This window comes from Polaribacter sp. R77954, from assembly GCF_044595335.1.
Classification (GTDB): Bacteria; Bacteroidota; Bacteroidia; order Flavobacteriales; family Flavobacteriaceae; genus Polaribacter.
Genome location: NZ_CP138992.1, coordinates 2,895,533 through 2,916,112, shown reverse-complemented (window position 1 = coordinate 2,916,112; position 20,580 = coordinate 2,895,533). Strand labels below are relative to the sequence as shown.

18 protein-coding genes are annotated in these 20,580 nt (G+C 31.3%); 8 read left to right on the top strand and 10 right to left on the bottom strand.

All coding sequences use genetic code 11. The features are described from left to right. Positions 1–37: 37 nt before the first annotated feature. The gene (locus SJY27_RS12685) at positions 38–1,039 is read right to left on the bottom strand and encodes a fasciclin domain-containing protein (protein ID WP_397445227.1); all 1,002 of its coding nucleotides are present in this window, start codon (positions 1,037–1,039) and stop codon (positions 38–40) included. 27 nt (positions 1,040–1,066) lie between these two features. Continuing rightward, on the bottom strand, positions 1,067–1,936 hold the full coding sequence (locus SJY27_RS12680; RefSeq protein WP_397445226.1) for a hypothetical protein: 870 nt from the start codon (positions 1,934–1,936) through the stop codon (positions 1,067–1,069). Between the two features lie 235 nt (positions 1,937–2,171). Here SJY27_RS12680 and SJY27_RS12675 point away from each other — a divergent pair, with 235 nt between their 5' ends. From SJY27_RS12675 to SJY27_RS12650, 6 genes are read left to right on the top strand one after another with little or no spacing between them, the layout of a single operon-like run. Next, positions 2,172–2,618 (top strand): toxin-antitoxin system YwqK family antitoxin, encoded by a 447-nt coding sequence (locus SJY27_RS12675; RefSeq protein ID WP_397445225.1) that lies wholly within the window; start codon positions 2,172–2,174, stop codon positions 2,616–2,618. Then, entirely contained in the window at positions 2,618–3,310 is a 693-nt protein-coding gene (locus SJY27_RS12670; protein WP_397445224.1) for a glycosyltransferase family 2 protein, read from the top strand. Before SJY27_RS12675 ends, SJY27_RS12670 begins: the two co-directional genes overlap by 1 nt. Then, a complete protein-coding gene (locus SJY27_RS12665; RefSeq protein ID WP_397445223.1) occupies positions 3,311–4,801 on the top strand; it encodes a cellulose synthase family protein in 1,491 nt (496 codons plus the stop codon). 2 nt (positions 4,802–4,803) lie between these two features. Next, positions 4,804–6,198 carry a mannosyltransferase gene (locus SJY27_RS12660; RefSeq protein WP_397445222.1) on the top strand — a complete coding sequence of 465 codons (1,395 nt, stop codon included), beginning with the start codon at positions 4,804–4,806 and terminating at the stop codon, positions 6,196–6,198. A 57-nt stretch (positions 6,199–6,255) separates the two neighbouring features. Continuing rightward, positions 6,256–7,269, top strand: a complete 1,014-nt coding sequence (locus SJY27_RS12655) for a LacI family DNA-binding transcriptional regulator (RefSeq protein ID WP_397445221.1) — start codon at positions 6,256–6,258, stop codon at positions 7,267–7,269. Position 7,270: 1 nt separating this feature from the next. Beyond that, positions 7,271–8,083: an HAD family hydrolase gene (locus SJY27_RS12650; protein WP_397445220.1), complete on the top strand. Its 813-nt coding sequence runs from the start codon at positions 7,271–7,273 to the stop codon at positions 8,081–8,083. A gap of 103 nt (positions 8,084–8,186) precedes the next feature. Here SJY27_RS12650 and SJY27_RS12645 read toward each other — a convergent pair whose 3' ends face one another. From SJY27_RS12645 to SJY27_RS12630, 4 genes are all read right to left on the bottom strand, one after another. Continuing rightward, positions 8,187–8,609 carry a secondary thiamine-phosphate synthase enzyme YjbQ gene (locus SJY27_RS12645; RefSeq protein ID WP_397445219.1) on the bottom strand — a complete coding sequence of 141 codons (423 nt, stop codon included), beginning with the start codon at positions 8,607–8,609 and terminating at the stop codon, positions 8,187–8,189. 138 nt (positions 8,610–8,747) lie between these two features. Beyond that, the gene (locus tag SJY27_RS12640) at positions 8,748–9,701 is read right to left on the bottom strand and encodes a carbon-nitrogen hydrolase family protein (protein WP_397445218.1); all 954 of its coding nucleotides are present in this window, start codon (positions 9,699–9,701) and stop codon (positions 8,748–8,750) included. A gap of 41 nt (positions 9,702–9,742) precedes the next feature. After that, positions 9,743–10,183, bottom strand: a complete 441-nt coding sequence (locus SJY27_RS12635) for a hypothetical protein (protein ID WP_397445217.1) — start codon at positions 10,181–10,183, stop codon at positions 9,743–9,745. A gap of 71 nt (positions 10,184–10,254) precedes the next feature. Continuing rightward, entirely contained in the window at positions 10,255–11,046 is a 792-nt protein-coding gene (locus SJY27_RS12630) for a DUF2797 domain-containing protein (RefSeq protein ID WP_397445216.1), read from the bottom strand. Positions 11,047–11,104: 58 nt separating this feature from the next. Between SJY27_RS12630 and SJY27_RS12625 the strand changes: the two genes are divergently transcribed. Continuing rightward, the gene (locus SJY27_RS12625; protein WP_397445215.1) at positions 11,105–12,613 is read left to right on the top strand and encodes a GH3 auxin-responsive promoter family protein; all 1,509 of its coding nucleotides are present in this window, start codon (positions 11,105–11,107) and stop codon (positions 12,611–12,613) included. A 2-nt stretch (positions 12,614–12,615) separates the two neighbouring features. On the opposite strand, the gene SJY27_RS12620 is transcribed toward SJY27_RS12625, so the two are convergent. From SJY27_RS12620 to SJY27_RS12605, 4 genes are all read right to left on the bottom strand, one after another. Beyond that, positions 12,616–13,593 (bottom strand): polyprenyl synthetase family protein, encoded by a 978-nt coding sequence (locus tag SJY27_RS12620; RefSeq protein ID WP_397445214.1) that lies wholly within the window; start codon positions 13,591–13,593, stop codon positions 12,616–12,618. 114 nt (positions 13,594–13,707) lie between these two features. Next, positions 13,708–14,745, bottom strand: coding sequence for a 23S rRNA (adenine(2503)-C(2))-methyltransferase RlmN (gene rlmN / locus SJY27_RS12615; protein WP_397445213.1), 1,038 nt, complete (start codon positions 14,743–14,745; stop codon positions 13,708–13,710). 230 nt (positions 14,746–14,975) lie between these two features. After that, positions 14,976–16,025 (bottom strand): tRNA preQ1(34) S-adenosylmethionine ribosyltransferase-isomerase QueA, encoded by a 1,050-nt coding sequence (queA, locus tag SJY27_RS12610; RefSeq protein WP_397445212.1) that lies wholly within the window; start codon positions 16,023–16,025, stop codon positions 14,976–14,978. 73 nt (positions 16,026–16,098) lie between these two features. Then, on the bottom strand, positions 16,099–17,328 hold the full coding sequence (locus tag SJY27_RS12605) for a 3-phosphoshikimate 1-carboxyvinyltransferase (protein ID WP_397445211.1): 1,230 nt from the start codon (positions 17,326–17,328) through the stop codon (positions 16,099–16,101). Between the two features lie 55 nt (positions 17,329–17,383). Between SJY27_RS12605 and SJY27_RS12600 the strand changes: the two genes are divergently transcribed. Next, entirely contained in the window at positions 17,384–20,488 is a 3,105-nt protein-coding gene (locus SJY27_RS12600; RefSeq protein WP_397445210.1) for a WD40/YVTN/BNR-like repeat-containing protein, read from the top strand. Positions 20,489–20,580 lie beyond the last annotated feature (92 nt).

Here is a 20,580-nt window from a genome sequence, read left to right as displayed (position 1 = left end):
GGCTTAAGAAATCAACTAACCAAACACTCAAATAATATTATAAATTCGGTAATAAAACCCTATCAATAACGTGTACAACACCATTGGTAGTTTGTACATCTGGAATGCCCATATTGGCAGCTTGGTTACCATTACCAACTCCTGTAACTGTAAGCGTACCGTTTGTAAAAGCACCCAAAGTTAAATCATCACCTCCTAAAGGTGTAACTGTACCCGCATTTAATTCTGATGTGAATTTACCACCATCTGCAATTACATGATTTAAAAGTACAGTTCTTACGGTTTCTACAGGTAACTGACGAATATCTGAAGGTTCTGTAAAAGTTAAGCCAAGTGCGGCTCCTAAATCTACAAAAGCTTGATCTGTAGGTGCAAAAACTGTAAAAGATGGACTACCATCAGAGGCTGTAAGTGCGTCTACTAAATCTGTATAAACTACTGCTTCTACCAAATAAGATAACTCAGAAAAAGTAAAAACGTTTGCACTTTGTAATGCTATTGCAGATTGCACAATATCTACACCAGTAGCAATCATTACTTTATCAATAACATGTACAGTACCATTACTAGCCATAACATCTGTAGCTAAAATTTTAGATCCGTTAATATATGTATCTTCTCCACGAGTAATAAAACGTCTATCTACAGAGAGTGCAGAAGTTGAGTTTGCACCATCATTTATTGAGCTTCCTAATAAATTTCCGTTAGAAACATGGTACAATAATGTATTGGTTAAAAATGATTTTTGCAATACACCAAGAGTTTGTTCATTTAAACCTAATCTTGCAAAAGCATCATTTGTAGGTGCAAAAACAGTGTAAGCTCCACTTGCATCATTAGGGTTAGCGTTACTTAAAACCCCAGCAACACCACCTGTAATTGCAGCAGCTTCTAGCGTACTAAAATCAGCGTTTGATACTGCAATATTTGCTATTGAAGGCAGGTCTGCTTCATAACTAGAAGTTGTTTCACAAGAAGTTAAAACGCTAATTGTTAGCATAGCAATTAGCATGTATTTTAAAATATTTAAATTTTTCATAATTGTTAAGTTTTATTTAGTTTTTAATTAAAATGAGTATACTACACCACCATAAGCTCCAGTGGCTTTACCAAGATTTCTACCAGAAACATACGCATTTGTACCTGCTGTAATACCCAATTGTTTGGTAATTGGTAAAAAAGCATTTACACCAATTCTAGTATAATTTACACGAGTGGCAGGGAAAAATCCTGTAAATCCTTCTCCTAAAATATCTACACCACTATTATCTGATAATTGATTTGCCACAAAAGCATCAACATAAAATTTAGATGCTGCATAACCCAATTTAAACTCGCTGAGTAATGCATTAGGCACATCATTATTTCTTAAGCTATAGCCAAGTTGTCCTGTGGCAAAAAGCCCTGAGTTTAGTTTAAAGGTTGCAATACCAAAACCATTAAAGCTTGTGGCTTCATTACCAATTGCAATGATTGATTGCAGTCCTTCATCTGCACTATAATTTCCTAAAGGTGTTTCTAAACCTGCGGCTCCAATAAAATCTAACATACTTTTCTCAAAATTAATAGTATGGAATCTGTATTTTGCATAAATTTTTAAGTCTTGAATTCCTTTTCTTACATTTTCAAAGCCATTATTAGTTAAAACTGCTTCAGAAGCATTACCCTCTGCCTTAATATATGGTATGTTTAATACCAAATTAAAATTATCTGTAATACCAATTTCTCCAAAAAAGGATGTACTACTAATTGTTACATCATTAAAAGCGGGTACTCCATTAATTTCATTAGGTACTAAAAAAACTTTACTGTAAGATTCTTGAGAGTAGGATAGTACCAAAGATCCTTCTCCTGATTTTTTCATAAAGCCGTTTACTGGACTTTGAGCCATACTTAAACCTGTTAATAGCAGACATAAGCTTGCAAGTGTTTTCATTTTGTTTGTCATAATTTTAGTTTTTATGGTTACTGTTACTCTACCTACGTAAAAAACTAAGACACGGTTTTATTTTTTTTAAAAAAAACCAAAAAATATAATTCTACGTATATAATTATAACAGCAATGAAAGTTTGTTTGAATTTAAACGACTCATAAAAAGTCATTTTATGTTTTTACAAATTCTTCATTTTAGTATAAACATTAAAAAATAAAAATTATGTTTCTTAGATGTATGATATTCATATTCTTACACACAACATCACCTCAAAAAGAATATGTAAAAAATTATAACGAAAAGGGGAATCTCATTTCAGAAGGATGGGTACTAAATAATCAGAAAGTAGATTTTTGGACGTTTTATTATCCAGAAGGTTCAGTAGAAAAAAAAGGACATTATAGTAATGATAAGAAAACAGATTATTGGTACTTTTACACACCAGATAATAAATTACTTAAAGAGGGCAGTTATAAAAACAATAAGGCCAATAACTGGTGGATTTTTTATTCCGATAAGAAAAAAAGAAAAATTCAGTACAAAAATGGTAAAAAAGAGGGTTATTCTTTAATTTATATTAATAACCGTCTTAAAAAAGCAGAACGTTACGAATCTAATAAAAAAACGGGAGAATGGACTTCTTATTTTAGTTTTAAGAGAGATAATCCAAATGCAAAATTTTAATGAAGTTGAATATTAAAGTCATAATTCCTGCTTATAATGAGCAAGATTCTATTGGTAATGTAATTCAAGACATCCCCAATATTGTTGATGAAGTTATTGTTATCAGTAATAACTCTACTGATGATACAGAGCTTAATGCAAAAAATGCAGGTGCAACTGTGTTATCTGAAGTAAGAAAAGGCTATGGTTATGCTTGTTTAAAAGGGATGGAACACATCAACAATCAAAAACAAAAACCCGATATTATTGTTTTTTTAGATGGTGATTATTCTGATTACCCAGAACAATTAACAGAAATTATTCATCCTATTGTAAAAGATGATATTGATTTTGTTGTGGGTGCTAGAATTAAAAAATTAAGAGAAACTGGTGCTATGACACCTCAACAAGTATTTGGTAATTGGCTGGCAACTTTTTTAATGAAACTGTTTTTTGGTGCAAAATTTTCTGATTTAGGCCCTTTTAGAGCCATAAAATATGATAAACTTTTGGCTTTAAATATGGAAGATAAAACCTATGGTTGGACAGTAGAGATGCAGCTAAAAGTTTTAAAACAAAAAATGAGTTATTTAGAAATTCCTGTAAAATACAGAAACAGAATAGGTGTTTCTAAAGTTTCAGGTACTGTAAAAGGTACTATATTTGCAGGTGTAAAGATTCTTGGTTGGATTTTTAAATATAGTTTTAAATAAATGGTTTTAGAGTACATCATTATTATTGTATATACAATTTGTTTGCTACTTATTTTTATGTATGCATTGGCACAATTGAACCTTTTATTTAACTATTTACGTTTTAAAAACAAACAAGACAACTCTGTAAAATTCAACTTTAACAACCCTAAAGAAATACCTTTTGTTACCATTCAACTACCAGTTTATAATGAGTTGTATGTAATGAAACGTTTGCTCAAAAACATTGCAAAATTAGACTATCCTTTAGAAAAATTAGAAATTCAGGTTTTAGATGATTCTACAGATGAATCTGTAGAAATGACTGCGAAACATGTTAAAAAAATTCAAGAAAAAGGAATTGATATTCAACATATTCGAAGAAGCAATAGAAAAGGCTTTAAAGCAGGCGCACTTAAAGAAGGTTTAAAAACAGCAAAAGGTGAATTTATTGCTATTTTTGATGCCGATTTTTTACCCAAAAAGGACTGGTTACACCAAACAATACCTTACTTTAAAGACGATAACATTGGTGTGGTACAAACTAGATGGAGCCACATCAACAGAAACTATTCTACCTTAACTCGTATTCAAGCATTTATGTTAGACGCCCATTTTACTTTAGAACAAGTGGGTAGAAATAGCAAAGGCCACTTTATAAATTTTAACGGCACAGCTGGTGTTTGGCGTAAAGAATGTATTTACGATGCTGGCAATTGGCAAGGAGATACACTTACAGAAGATATTGATTTAAGTTACAGAGCACAGCTAAAAAACTGGAAATTTAAATATTTAGAACATGTTGAAACCCCTGCAGAATTGCCTGTAATTATAAGTGCAGCAAGGTCGCAACAATTTAGATGGAATAAAGGTGGTGCAGAGAATTTTCAAAAAATGGTACGCAAAATTATTACTAGCAAAACCGTTTCTTTGAAAACAAAAATTCACTGTTTACTGCATTTATTAAACAGCTCTATGTTTACCTGTATCTTTTTAGTTGCAGTGCTAAGCATACCTATGTTATACATTAAAAACGAATATGCACACTTAAAAAATTATTTTTATGTGATGAGCTTTTTTATAATGAGTTCTATCATCTTTTTTATCTGTTATTGGCACATGTATAAAAATATTTATGGGGGTGGTTTTGTAAAATTTATAAAATATATTGGCGCATTTTTTACATTTTTCTCAGTAGCAATGGGCTTTTCTTTACACAATACCATTGCAGTTTTAGAAGGTCATTTTGGTAAAAAAAGTGAATTTGTACGTACACCAAAATTTAATATTAAAACCATTAAAGACGGTTGGAAAAACAATAAATACATTAAAAAGAAACCTTCTGTACACGTAATTTTAGAAGGTATTTTAGCCTGTTATTTTGTTTTTGGTATGTACAGTGCTTCTATTGTTGGCAATCAAGGTGGCGATTATGGGTTATTTCCTTTTCATTTTATGCTTTTTGTTGGTTTTGCTTATGTGTTCTTTAAATCTATTTTTTCTAAAGCATAACCATGTCTTTTTTAAAAAAACAGCAATACCTAATCTTTGTTTTTGGTAGCATAGTACTTTACTTTTTGTTTGCTTATTTTTTAGAAAGAACATCTTTTTATCCACTCTGTTTTTTATGGTTTACACTTTTTGGATGTTTTTTTATATTGATGAAAAACAATCAAATTTCATTCACAAATTTAGTTGGTATTGCTATTATTTTTAGGTTGATATTTCTATTTGCAACCCCTAATCTATCGCAAGATTTTTATCGCTTTATTTGGGATGGACGAATGATTTTAGAAGGCTTAAACCCCTATTTATCATTACCTGAAACGTTTATACAACAAAACAACTATCCAATAGCACAAGCCGAAGAATTGTATGCAGGAATGGGTGATTTGAATGGAAGCCATTACACCAATTACCCGCCTTTAAATCAACTTTGTTTTTTAATTGCTGCATTTTTTTCTAGTAAAAGTATTTTTGGTGCTGCTATTGTTTTAAGGTTAATTATCATTTTAGCAGATGTTGGTATTTTATACTTTGGTAAACGACTTTTAGAGCGTTTACAATTACCTATTAAAAACATTTTTTGGTACATTTTAAACCCTTTTATCATCATAGAAATGACAGGAAATCTACATTTTGAACCTGTAATGTTGTTCTTTTTAATGGCTGGAATGTATACGTTATATCAACAAAAATGGATATGGAGTGCAATTTTAATTGCCTATTCTATATCTGTAAAATTGATTCCTTTGTTATTTTTACCCCTTTTTTTTCAGTGGTTTGTTAGGCTACAGACACAAGAAGATTCTAAAACTTTAAGTTGGTATGATTTTAAAGTAAAACCAAAAAACTTATTAAAATTAACTGCTTTTTATACTATAGTATTTATTACTGTAATCGTATTATTTCTACCATTTTACTCATCATCCTTAATAGAAAACTACTTTAATTCAGTAGGATTGTGGTTTGGTAATTTTGAGTTTAATGCAAGTTTCTATTACATTTTTAGAGAAATAGGCTACTTATTTAGAGGCTATAATGAAATTGCTATTATTGGTAAAATTACACCAACTTTAACCATTTTGTTCTTAATCATTTTAACGTTCTTTAGAAAAAACACCTCAATGGTTCAGCTATTTACGGTTATGTTGTTTGGCTTATGTTTTTACTATTTTACAGCTACAACTGTGCACCCTTGGTATTTGGCAACACCTATCATTCTATCAATTTTTACAAAATATAAATTCCCAATTCTATGGAGCTTGGTAATTATACTAAGCTATCAAGCCTACGCCAATATACCTTGGCAAGAAAACTTATGGTTTGTTAGTGTTGAATATATTTTGGTTTTTAGCTATCTGATTTATGAAATTAGAAAAAACACCAAAAACAAAGTGCATATTTAATAATTTATTAAATTACCTGTACCATTAATTTTATATATTAGTGGCTAATTTTTTTGTATGAAAAAACTAACAATTAAAGACATTGCCAAACAGTTTAACGTTTCTATTTCTACAGTTTCTAAAGCGTTGAATGACAGTTATGAAATAAGCGAAGCTACTAAAGAAAAAATTCAGAAATATGCCAAAACGCATAATTACAAACCCAATTTTAATGCTTTAAGCTTAAAAAATAGAAGCACAAAAACAATTGGGGTTATTATGCCAACAATGTTAAATTATTTCTTTGCGCAAGTATTTAAAGGCATAGAAAAAACTGCATTAGCACAAGGTTATAAAGTAATTACCTGTATTTCAAATCAATCTTTTGACAAAGAAGTAGAAATCATAGAAATGCTCTCTAATGGTAGTATAGATGGTTTTTTATTATCTATGGCTAAAGAAACAGAACTAAAAGATAACTTTGACCATTTTAAAGAATCTATAGAAAACGGAACTCCTGTTGTTATGTTTGATAGAGTTGCTCAATCGATTGCGTGCGATAAAGTGGTTACAGATAATATTAACTCTGCATCAAATACTGTTGAGTATTTATACAAAAAAGGGCATAAAAAAATTGCCTTTGTATCTACCATGAGCGATTTACATATAGGTAAACAACGCTTTTTAGGCTATAAAAAAGGGTTAGAAAAAGTAGGGCTTAAGTTTGATGAAAAATTAGTGCTAAATATTATTGAAAAGGATTACAAGAAATATAAAAATGTATTGAAACCTTTTATAAAATCTAATGAGTTTGATGCTGTAATTGCTACAGGCGAGTCTGTTGCTGTATCCACAATGAAAGCCATTAAAAAAAGTGGTAAAAAAATACCAAAAGAGGTATCTGTAATTGCATTTTCTAACGGAATTTTATCAAGACACTCTAGCCCAAAAATGACAACAATTAGTCAACATGGAGAACAAATAGGCGCAAAAGCTACTCAGATTTTAATTGATAAACTAAAAAATAAAAATACAGATATTGTAACTGAAGTAATTAAAACAGACTTAGTAATCAGAGATTCTACAAGATAAAATGATTGATTTTTCAAAAATAAAACTTGTCGTTTCTGATATGGATGGTACTTTACTGAATACCAAAGGTGAGGTGAGTGCTCTTTTTTTTAAACTCTTTAATCAATTACAACAACAAAATATTACATTTTGTGCAGCAAGTGGCAGACAACACAATAGCATTGTTGCTAAATTAGATAGCATTAAAAACAAGATTTATGTAATTGCCGAAAATGGCGGTGTTGCCAAAAAAGGCACTAACGTTTTGCTTTCAAATTTTTTATCAGCTGAAAAAGTAATCCATTTAATTCCGGTTTTACGAAAAATTGAAGGCACAAATATGGTTTTATGTTGTGATGACGCAGCGTATATAGAAAGTACAGACCAGCGTTTTATACAATTATTTCAAGAATATTACCATAGTTTTAAACAGGTTGACGATTTGATGACAATTGCCAAAACTGTACCAGTATTTAAAATTGCTGTATATCATTTTGATTCTTCTGAGCATTTTATTTATCCTGTTGTAAAAGATTTAAATGATGAAATTTTGTTAAAGATATCTGGTATCAATTGGTTAGATATTTCTGATACTAAAGCCAATAAAGGCAATGCTTTAAGAGAAGTTCAGCAGTTATTAAACGTTACAAAAGAAGAAACTTTGGTTTTTGGTGATTATCATAATGATATAGAAATGATGCAAGAAGCTGGTTTAAGTTTTGCAATGGGTAATGCCCATAAAGACATTAAAAAAATTGCAAAATTTACCACAAAAAGTAATAATGATTTTGGTGTAGAAACTATTTTAGAGCAGTTGTTGAAGTCTAAATTATAGATGAAATATCATTCCCTTGAAAAAAGGGAATCTACAAAAAATATATTTTCTAAAGCTATATTCCCAATTAAGTTGTTAATGACACTAAAAATTATGGGATAAACTATACTCCAAAAGCAGAAAGCACCAACTTTCTTTTGCCTCCATAATTTCTATGTTCGCACAAATAAATACCTTGCCAAGTACCTAAATTAAGTTTTCCTTTGGTAATTGGTATTTCTACAGAACTCCCTAACAAAGATGCTTTTAAATGCGCAGGCATATCATCACTTCCTTCATAAGTATGAATATAATAGGGTGCATTTTCAGGAACCATTTTGTTAAAATGACTTTCAAAATCTACGCGTACACTTGGGTCTGCATCTTCATTAATCGTTAAACTTGCAGAAGTATGTTTGATGAATACTTTTAAGAATCCTTTTCCTATTTTACTGATTTCCGGAAATGCTTGAATTACGGTATCTGTTATTGAATGGAACCCTCTTTTATAAGATTGTAATTGTATTTCTTTTTGTTCAAAAATCATTTTTTTGATTTATTAATTATCGAATATCTTTCGATCGAAGTCGAGAAATCTCAAAACAAAAACCTTTATTAGACTACGTTTTTTACTTTCAACTAAAATACATTTCAATTTCGGTAAATCCAAGATGATTTATTAAATCTATTCATCAAAAGAAACCGTACTTTGTCGCTCTCTATTCACATGTAATTTAGTAACATCTGGTCTTGAATAATGCCCAACAGCATCAAAATTTTGACGTTCTTCTAAAACTCTATTAAAATCAATCGTTTCTATTAGTAAGCCTTCTTTATGCAATACTGGTTCAATAATCCACTCTCCATCAGGCCCAGCAATACATGAGCCTCCATTAGCCAAAATATCTGGTGCATTTTTTACAATTTTATCATAATGAGGAACATCTTCTGGAAAATCTGATTTTTGCATTAACGCTGACACAGAAATTACAAAAGAGCGAGATTCTCTAGCTATAAAACGTGTAATATCTTTGGTATTATGATCGCTTCCAGGCCAAACTGCAATATGCAAATCTTCACCTAAACCATACAAAGCTGTTCTTGGTAAAGGCATCCAATTTTCCCAACAATTTAAACCACCCACTGTAAATTCTTTTAAAGGATGCACTTGCAAACCATTTCCATCTCCAGGTGCCCACGTTAAACGTTCGTCATAAGTGGGTTGTAATTTTCTATGTACAGATTTTATCTCTCCAACTTCATTTATATACACTAAAGATGCATAAATACTATGTCCTCCTCTATTTTGAGCACGTTCCATAATCCCTAAATAAATTGCAATTGAGTACTCTTTTGCTAATGTACAAATAGAATCTAATTCTCCTTTTTCTATAGTGATTGAATGACGAACATAATGTGCGTGAATTTCTTTATTGGTTTTTGTATTCCATTCTGCACCACCTGTTAAACCCAACCAAAAAGGATAACCAGGCAATAATGCTTCTCCAAAAACAATCAATTCGCAATTTTCTTTTGCTGCATCTTCAATAGATTTCTCAATTTTTTGAATGGTTTTTTCTTTATTTAACCAAACTGGAGAAATTTGCGCTAGGGCTACTTTTAGGAGGTTTTTTTTCATAATAATTTGTAATTATCTAAAGTGATAAGGTATGTCATTTTTTAGTTTTCATAAATTCTTTTGAAATTAGGAATTGATTTCACATCATTATTCCAATCTTCCTGAACAAACTTATGTATTCTTTCCATAATTATATCTTCTGGTGTGAATTTAAAATACTCCCATAGAGCAAGAATACAGGAAATTCCGATAGAAGCATTATTAGTGTCTAAAAAAATTCTTCCTTCAAGTTTTTTAATAGTTACTGTTAATTTATGTGGACTATTTATTTCTTCAAGAGCAATCTCAATAGCTAACTTTGCAGACTCGTTCCAATTTTTATGTCCACCTTCTATTAAACCTTGTGATTGAAATGATATTTTTTCAGAGTCAACTATAACGTGATTAATTCCTGTATTGTTTGTTTCAATAGCCAATTCGATAGATGAACCAGTCATTACTCTGTTGTAAACTTTTAAATATTTGTATTTAATTACTTCCATTAAAAATGAACTGAAACTTGTTTAAATGGTTATTTTGGAAAATACGCTAAGTTCTATCATAAAGAAAGTTTTTAAACCTCAAATGAAACCACCAAACCTTCATTAGCTCTTACATTAAAAACGGTATCATCTTCAAAAATTAAATATTGGCCTTTTATACCCACTAATTTCCCTGTATAATTTGTCGTTTTTATCAAATTTAAGCTTTTTGGTTTCTCAGGATATTTAGTTACAGGAAAGTTTAAATTGGTTTCTTCATTATGTTCTATAAAATATGCTGCAGCTTCATCTGGTATGTATTGTTTTAGTTTCTCTCTCCATTCCACCAAGTTTTCATCTTCTATATCATTTTTCAGCATTTTTCGCCAATTGGTTTTATCTGCTACGTGTTCTTTTAAAGCAACCTCTGTAATACCTGCTAAATACCTATTGGGTACTTCTACAATTTCTATAGCTTCGTGTGCGCCTTGATCTATCCATCTTGTAGGTACTTGTTGCTTTCTAGTTACACCTACTTTTACATTACTAGAGTTTGCCAAATACACAATATGTGGTTGTAACTGCACTTGTTTTTCATAAGCCAAATCTCGGTCTTCGATATCTAAATGTGCCTTACTTAATTCTGGTCTCATAATCCAATCTCCAGCATTGGGTGTATCAAAAAAACAAGATTTACAAAACCCTTGTCTATAAATCTTCTTCTCTAAATGGCAGTTTAAACATTCATAAGTCACAAATGAAAGTGTAATTTCTTTTTGTAACAACTGATTCATATTTAAAAAATCAGTTTTCATATCTAAATAATACTGAATTTCCTCTAGATTTTCAGTTTTCATTTTTTTTAATACACCTTGATATTGCATAACAAATTTTAGTATTTTTAGCTGTTCACAAAATTACGTAAAAAATCGAACTTAATTCATGGCCTTTCCTTTAGTAAATTCTATAATTTCCTGGTTTTTGAAAAAAAGGATTCATCAAATGGAACTGTTTTTAAAATATCCAAATGATGTACAAAACGAACTTTTATTAAGATTAATTTCCACTGCAAAAAAAACTGAGTTTGGCAAACAACATCAATTTTCTACGATAAAAAGTTATGCTGATTTTACAAAATTGGTACCTATTCACAAATACGAAACCATAGAACCTTTAATTGAACGTTGTAGAAAAGGAGAACAAAATTTATTTTGGCCAACCCCAATTAAATGGTTTGCAAAATCTAGTGGTACTACCAATGCTAAAAGTAAATTTATACCTGTAAGTAGTGAGGCTTTAGAGTATTGCCATATGAAAGCTGGTAAAGATATGCTCTGCTTATACATTAACAATAATGAAGAAACACAACTCTTTACAGGAAAAGGGTTAAGATTGGGAGGAAGTTCTGAAATTTATAAAGACAACAACTCTTACTTTGGAGATTTATCTGCTATTATTACAGAAAACTTACCTTTTTGGGCAGATTATAGTTCTGCACCAAGCCAAGAAGTAGCGTTAATGGCTGAGTGGGAAACTAAAATGGATGCCATTATTGAGGAAACTATTAATGAAGATATTACAAGTTTAGTAGGTGTACCTAGTTGGATGTTAGTATTGCTAAACAACGTTTTAGAGCGCACAGGAAAAGACAATATTCTAGAAGTATGGCCAAATTTAGAAGTCTATTTTCACGGTGGTGTAAACTTTAATCCTTACAGAGAACAATACAAAAAACTGATTCCGAAAGCAGATTTTAAGTATTACGAAACCTATAATGCTTCAGAAGGTTTTTTTGCCATTCAAGATCAAAACAACTCTAAAGAATTATTGTTGATGTTAGATTATGGAATTTTCTATGAGTTTATTCCAATGAGTGATTATGCAGGCGAAAACTCTAAAACCATTCCGATTTCTGAGGTACAAAAAGAGATTGATTATGCTTTAATTATTACTACAAATAGTGGTTTGTGGCGTTATTTAATTGGTGATACCATCCGTTTTACATCACTTGAACCTTATAGAATTAAAATTACAGGTAGAACAAGACACTATATTAATGTTTTTGGTGAAGAGCTAAATATAGAAAATGTAGAAGATGCTTTAAAACTGGCTTGCGAAAAAACAAATGCTATAATTTCTGATTACACAGTTGGCCCAATTTTCATGAAAGATAAAAAAAGCGGTGGACACGAATGGATTATTGAGTTTAATAGGCAACCTAAGAATATGAGTTATTTTACAGAAATGCTAGACAATTCCTTAAAGGCTATCAATTCTGATTACGAAGCCAAACGTTACAATTCTATGACGTTAGCCATGCCTAAAATTCACGTTGCCAGAAAAGGGCTTTTTTACGATTGGCTAAAGAAAAAAGGAAAATTAGGTGGGCAACACAAAGTACCTAGATTGTCTAATAAACGAGATTTTGTAGAAGAGTTGTTACGTTTGTAAAACTATACTTTACGTTCTACAACATAATCTATCATTTGTAAAAGTGATGTTTTAAAAGGTGATTCTGGATAATCTTCTAAAATAGTAATTGCCTTATTTTTATAGGCATTCATTTTAGTGGTTGTATATTCAATTCCGCCATTTTCTTTTACAAAAGCTATAACTTCTTTAACACGTTTTTTATCTTTATTATGTTTTTTTACAGAATTGATGATCCAAGCTTTTTCCTTTTTTGTGCAATTATTTAAGGTATAAATTAAAGGCAAGGTCATTTTCTGTTCTTTAATATCTATGCCTGTTGGTTTCCCTATTTTTTCATCAGTATAATCAAACAAATCGTCTTTTATTTGAAAAGCAATACCAATATACTCCCCAAATTTTCGCATTTGCTGTACTACATCATCTTTAGCTCCTACAGATGCTGCACCAATTCCACAACAAGCTGCAATTAATGTGGCCGTTTTTTGACGAATAATATCAAAATACACCTCTTCTGTAATATCTAGTTTTCTGGCCTTTTCAATTTGTAGCAATTCGCCTTCACTCATTTCACGAACTGCAATTGATATCAATTTCAACAAATCAAAATCATCATTATCAATAGAAAGTAACAAGCCTTTAGATAATAAATAATCGCCCACTAAAACTGCAATTTTGTTTTTCCAGAGCGCGTTTATAGAAAAAAATCCACGTCTTCGATTACTATCATCTACAACATCATCATGCACCAAAGTTGCTGTATGAATCAACTCGATTATTGAAGCACCTCTATAGGTTCGCTCATCAAAATTACCATCAGAAACCATTTTAGCAATTAAAAAAACAAACATTGGTCGCATTTGCTTTCCTTTTCTGCGAATAATGTAATAAGTAATTCTATTTAATAAAGGGACTTTAGAAAGCATGGCTTCTCTGAACTTTTTTTCAAAAAGTTCCATCTCTTTTTTGATGGGCAATTTAATAAGTTCTACTGGCTTCATGTATACTTTACTTGTTTTGCAAAAATACAAAATATAAACGAAGACCTCATGGGTTTTAAAAAGCTGTGAGGTGTATTTATGAATAAGTAAATAAGTAAAATCTATTTAAAAAAATTACGATTTATTTGCCAATTGCCCACAAGCTGCATCAATATCTTTTCCTCTACTTCGCCTAACATTTACAGTAATGTCGTGCATTTCTAAATTAGAAATATAATTGTTAATTGCTGAGTTACTTGCTTGCTGAAATTGACCATCGTCTATTGGGTTATATTCAATTAAATTCACCTTACAAGGCACATACTTACAAAATTCTACTAATGCTTTAATGTCTTCTTTACTATCATTTATGCCATCCCAAACTACATATTCATAGGTAATTGCTCTTTTGGTTTTTGCATACCAATACTCTAAAGATTCTTGTAAATCTTTTAAAGGAAACGTAGTATTAAAAGGCATTATTGATGTTCTTACTTTATCTATGGCAGAATGCAAAGAAACTGCTAAATTAAATTTTACCTCTTCATCTGCCATTTTTTTAATCATTTTTGGCACGCCAGAAGTAGAAACTGTAATTCTTTTTGATGACATTCCTAAACCTTCTGGAGAGGTAATCATTTCTATAGATTTCAATACGTTTTTATAGTTCATCAAAGGCTCACCCATTCCCATAAAAACAATATTTGTCAATTTTTTATTGTGATATAATCTACTTTGTTTATCGATAACAACTACTTGATCGTAAATTTCATCAGGATTTAGATTTCGCATTCGTTTTAAACGGGCTGTTGCACAAAATAAACAATCTAAACTACACCCTACTTGACTAGAAACACAAGCTGTTGTTCGTTTTTCTGTTGGAATAAGAACAGATTCTACTACCAAACCATCGTGTAATTTTATTCCATTTTTTATGGTACCATCATTACTTTTCTGCATAGAATCAACCTTAATATGATTGATGACAAAGTTTGCTTCTAACATTTCTCTTGTTGCTTTAGAAATGTTTGTCATATCTTCAAAAGTATGCAAAGACTTATTCCAAAGCCATTCGTAAACTTGGTTTCCACGAAAAGCTTTATCGCCATTTTTTACAAAAAAATCGCGTAACTGTTCTTTGGTTAAGGCTCTTATGTCTTTCTTTTTATCCAAGTTTTCTTATTTTAAAAATAGAATTGCAAAAATACGCATATAATTTTAGCTAAATACTATTGTTTATAAACTGGCTGCGTTAGCAATTGAAGTGGAAATCCTTTTATGAGGTACGAATAAAAGATTGCAATGGAAAGCGCGACCTTTTTAGGGAACGCCCAAATAAAAAAACTGACAATTAAATTACTAATTGTCAGCTTAATTTATAAAACTTAAAATTCTTTAATACCTTAAATAATTAACATAGCATCGCCATAAGTAGAAAATTTATATCCTTCTTTTACGGCTTCTTTATAAGCTTCCATTAAAAAATCGTACCCAGCAAAAGCAGCTGCCTGCATCATTAAAGTAGATTTTGGTTCGTGAAAATTGGTTATCATAGCGTTTGCAATACTAAAATCGTAAGGAGGAAAAATAAATTTATTTGTCCAACCTTCAAACGAATTTAATTTTTGATTAGAAGAAACCGAAGATTCTACAGTTCTCATTACAGTAGTACCTACTGCACAAATTCTTCTTTTTTCTTCTTTTGCTTTATTAATTTTATCTGCAGCAGCTTCAGGAATTACTATTTGCTCAGAATCCATTTTATGCTTCGACAAATCTTCTACTTCTACAGGGCTAAAAGTACCTAAACCTACATGCAATGTCATTTCAGCAAAATCTACACCTTTAATTTCTAAACGTTTTAATAAATGTTTAGAAAAATGTAACCCTGCAGTTGGTGCTGCAACAGCACCTTCATGCTTTGCATAAATAGTTTGGTAACGTTCTTCGTCTGATTTTTCTACTTCTCTTTTTATAGCTTTTGGCAAAGGTGTTTCTCCTAATTCTAATAATTTTTCTCTAAAAGCTTCATAACTTCCATCAAACAAAAAACGTAAGGTTCTACCTCTAGAAGTGGTGTTATCTATAACTTCTGCTACTAAGCTGTCATCATCACCAAAAAACAACTTGTTACCTATTCTTATTTTTCTTGCAGGATCTACCAAAACATCCCATAATCTGTTTTCAGAATTCAACTCACGCAATAAGAATACTTCGATTCTTGCCCCTGTTTTTTCTTTATTCCCATACATTCTAGCAGGAAAAACTTTGGTATTATTTAACATTAAGATATCTCCTTCATCAAAATAATGAATAACGTCTTTAAACGTTTTATGTTCAATAGTTTGTTCTTTTTTGTTTAAAACCATTAAACGAGATTCATCTCTATGTTCTGCAGGATATAATGCTAAGAGTTCTTCTGGTAATTCAAAGTCAAAATTTGATAATTTCATAAGTATATTTTGCTATAAAGCCGCAAATATACGATATGCGAATAGGCGTTGTCAAGTGTTTGCCTATTTATCTTTAAAGTTCATCTATTTCTATACCAATTTGTTGCATATCATCCCAAAACTTCTGGTAAGATTTTGTAACCACTTCTGCATTGTTAATTTGAATTGGTACTCTCAATGCCAAAGGTGCAAATGCCATTGCCATTCTATGATCGTTATACGTTTTTATGGCAATATTTTTGTTGATTGTTGATGACACTTCCAGATGTAAACTGTCATCAGTTACAGAAATTGACGCACCTAATTTAGACAGTTCATCATCTAAAGCCACTAAACGATCTGTTTCTTTTATTTTTAAGGTATGTAAACCAAACAAGTTACAGGCAATTTTTTCTGCAAAGCAAGTTACTGCAATAGTTTGGGCAATATCTGGTGCATTTTTTAGATTGATTTCTAAAGTTGATTTATGAGTTGTTTTTTCCTTTTTTAAAGTGATAAAATTCTCACCAAAAGTTGTGGTAACTCCAAAATGTTGATAAATGTCTGCCAAGCAAGAGTCGCCTTGTAAACTTTCTTTTTTATAGGCAGATAATTGAATGGTAGACCCAATTTCTGAAAGCGCAACAATAGAATAAAAATAACTTGCAGAAGACCAATCTGATTCTACAACAACTGTTTGTTTTTGAATATTTTTCTTTGGATGAACAGTAATAAAATTACCATCAAATTTGTTGTCAATGCCTAATTGTGTTAACAAACTTAATGTCATTTTTATATAGGGTACAGAAGTAATCTTACCAACCAACTCTATTGCTAAGCCATTTTCTAATTTTGAAGCAATTAATAATAATGATGAAATGTATTGGCTACTTACATTGCCATTAATCTGTACTTTATTCTTAGTTAACTTAGTTCCTTTTAAACGAATTGGAGGATAGCCTTCTTTGGCTTCATAAGTTATTGCTGCACCTAAATCTTTTAAGGCATTAACTAAAATTTCTATAGGTCTGTTTTGCATTCTTTCAGAACCCGTAAGCACAGTTTCTCTACCTTCATTTATGGCAAAATAAGACGTTAAAAAACGCATTGCAGTACCTGCATGCCCAATATTAACCAACTGTTCTGTTGTAGACAAAGCATGTTGCATGTGCACAGAATCGTCTGAATCTGATAAATTTTCGATTGTAATTTCTGGAAATAGTTTTTGTAAAATCAGTAATCTATTAGATTCACTTTTAGAACCAGAAATTGTTATTTCTTGGTGTATATTTTTATCGGCTAAAACATTTAACAATATGTCCATTCTAAAACTTGATTTTAATTCTTATTTTTAAGGCTCAAACTTACAACTAACCACAATGAAAAAATACTTTTTTCTGGCAGTTTGCATCTTCTTTTCTGCAAATGCCAAAGTTAATGCACAAAAAAAATCTACCAAAGTTTCTGAGGAATATTTTAGCGCGGTAAAATGGCGAAATATTGGCCCTTTTAGAGGAGGAAGAAGCGCTGCTGTAACAGGTGTTACTGGCAAAGCCAATCTTTTTTATATGGGATCTACAGGAGGTGGAGTTTGGAAAACTACAGATGCTGGTAATACTTGGCAAAATATTTCTGACGGGTTTTTTGGAGGTTCAGTGGGTGCTGTAGCTGTTTCTGAATCTGATAATAATGTGATGTATGTTGGCATGGGAGAAAAAACAGTTCGTGGAAATGTTTCTTCTGGTGATGGAATTTGGAAATCTGTAAATGCTGGAAAAAGCTGGACACACGTAGGTCTAAAAAACTCAAGACACATTCCTAGAATGCGCATTCATCCTAAAAATCCTGATATTGTTTTTGCTGGAGTTATGGGAGATCTATACAAACCGACTCAAGAACGTGGTGTTTACAAAACTACTGATGGTGGCGAAACTTGGCGAAAAGTATTGTTTTCTAACGAAGATGCTGGGGTTGTAGATTTAATTATCGACCCAAATAATCCAAGAATTTTATACGCTACCACTTGGAATGTAAGAAGAACTCCTTATAGTTTATCTTCTGGTGGTGATGGCTCTGCACTTTGGAAAAGTACAGACGAAGGAGAAACTTGGACAAATATTTCTACCAACACAGGCTTACCTTCAGGAATTTGGGGAATTAGTGGCGTTACAGTTTCACCAGTAAATTCTGATATTGTGTATGCTTTAATCGAAAATAAAAAAGGGGGAGTATACAAATCTACGGATGCTGGTAAAACTTGGAAATTGATCAATTCTGAAAGAAAATTAAGACAGCGTGCTTGGTATTACACACGTTTGTATGCAGATACCCAAGACGAAGATATTTTATATGTTTTAAATGTTCGTTATCATAAATCTACTGATGGTGGAAAAACCTACAAAACCTACAATGCGCCTCATGGAGATCATCACGATTTATGGATTGCTCCAGAAGACAACCAAAGAATGATTATTGGCGATGATGGTGGAGCACAAATTTCTTTTGATGCTGGTGAAAATTGGAGTACAATGAATAACCAACCAACCTCTCAATTTTACAGAGTTACCACAGACAATCATTTTCCTTATCGAATTTTAGCAGCACAACAAGACAATTCTACAATTAGAATTGCGCATAGAACTGATGGTAGATTTATAACAGAATCTGATTGGGAAAGTACAGCAGGTGGCGAAAGTGCACACATTGCTGTAGATCCTTTAAATGATGATATTGTTTATGGTGGAAGTTATGGGGGTTTACTTACTAGAGTGAATCATAAAACTGGAGAGAGACGTGCTGTAAACGTTTGGCCAGATGATCCTATGGGACATGGAGCTGAGGATTTTAAATATCGCTTTCAGTGGAATTTTCCAATTTTCTTTTCGCCAAATAACCAAAAACGTTTGTATGCAGCTTCAAATCATTTGCATGTTACAGAAAATGAAGGGCAAAGTTGGAAATTAATCAGTCCGGATTTGACTAGAAACGATCCTAAAACTTTAGGTCCTTCAGGAGGTCCAATTACCAAAGACAATACTGGAGTAGAATATTATGGAACAATTTTCGCGGCTGTAGAATCGCCTTATGAATCTGGTTTAATTTATACTGGTTCTGATGATGGGCTAGTACATGTATCTAAAAATAATGGTGAAAGTTGGGATAACATCACCCCTAAAAAAATGCCAGAATGGATGATGATTAACTGTATTGAAATAGATCCGTTTACTAAAGGTGGCGCATATATAGTAGGTACAAAATACAAAACAGGAGATTATAAACCATACATTTATAAAACAGAAAATTATGGAAAATCTTGGACACAAATTACAAACGGAATTGCAGAAGAAGATTTTACAAGAGCATTAAGAGCAGACCCAAAACGCAAAGGTTTATTGTATGCTGGTACAGAAAGAGGGATGTATATTTCTTTTGATGATGGTAAAAACTGGCAATCGTTCAAACAAAATTTACCAATTGTACCTATTACAGATTTGGCAATAAAAGACGATAATTTAATTGCTGCCACTCAGGGTCGTGCTCTTTGGATTATTGACGATTTAACGCCTTTGCATCAATTAAATACATCAAAACAAGAAGATGTGGTTTTATACAAGCCAAAAGATGCGTATAATTTATCTGGTGGACGAGGACGAACTTCTAGAACTGCAGGAACCAATCATTCTGGTGGTGTAAACATATCATATTACATCAAAGAATTCGATAAAAAAGACACCATTGCGATTTCTATTTTTGATGCCAATGACAACTTGATAAAAACCTTTTCTACCAAACCGAATAAAGAACAAAAAGAAGGAGCCTTAAAAGTTGAAAAAGGTAACAATACATTCAATTGGAATATGATGTATGATGGTGCAGAACCCGTTAAAGGTATGATTTTATGGTGGGCATCTTTAGCAGGCCCAATGGCTTTGCCTGGTAGCTATAAGGCTGAGTTACGTGTAAATGATTTAAAACAGTCTAAAAACTTTGCTATTTTAAGAAACCCAATGTCTGAAGCTACAGAAGCTGATATGAAAGCTCAGTTTGATTTTATTAACGACATCAACAAAAAAATGACTGAAATTCATAAAGCCTTAAAAAATGTAAAGAAAGTTCGTGGTCAAGTTGGTTTGTTAAAGAAATCTATCAAAGACAAAAAGAAGTACAAAGACTTGATTGATTTTGCGGATGCTTTGGTAAAAGAAATGACCGTTGTTGAAGAAACCTTATATCAAACAAAATCGAAAAGCGGGCAAGATCCTTTAAATTACCCAATTCGTTTGAATAATAAATTAGGGCATTTAAATTCATTAACTAGAATTGGAAACTATGCACCAACACAACAAGCCATCGATTTTAAAAATGAGATTACCAAAACAATTGATGTTGAGTTAGCTAAACTCTATACACTTTTTGATAAAAACGTAAAAGAACTCAATAAAAAAGTAAAAGAAAGTACTATTGATTTGATTCAGTTGGATTAAACCTGTAATTAATTGTAATCATAAAAAAAGGTTGTTTGAAAAGTTTTAATATTTTTCAAATAACCTTTTTTAGTTATATCTATTTTTAAAAC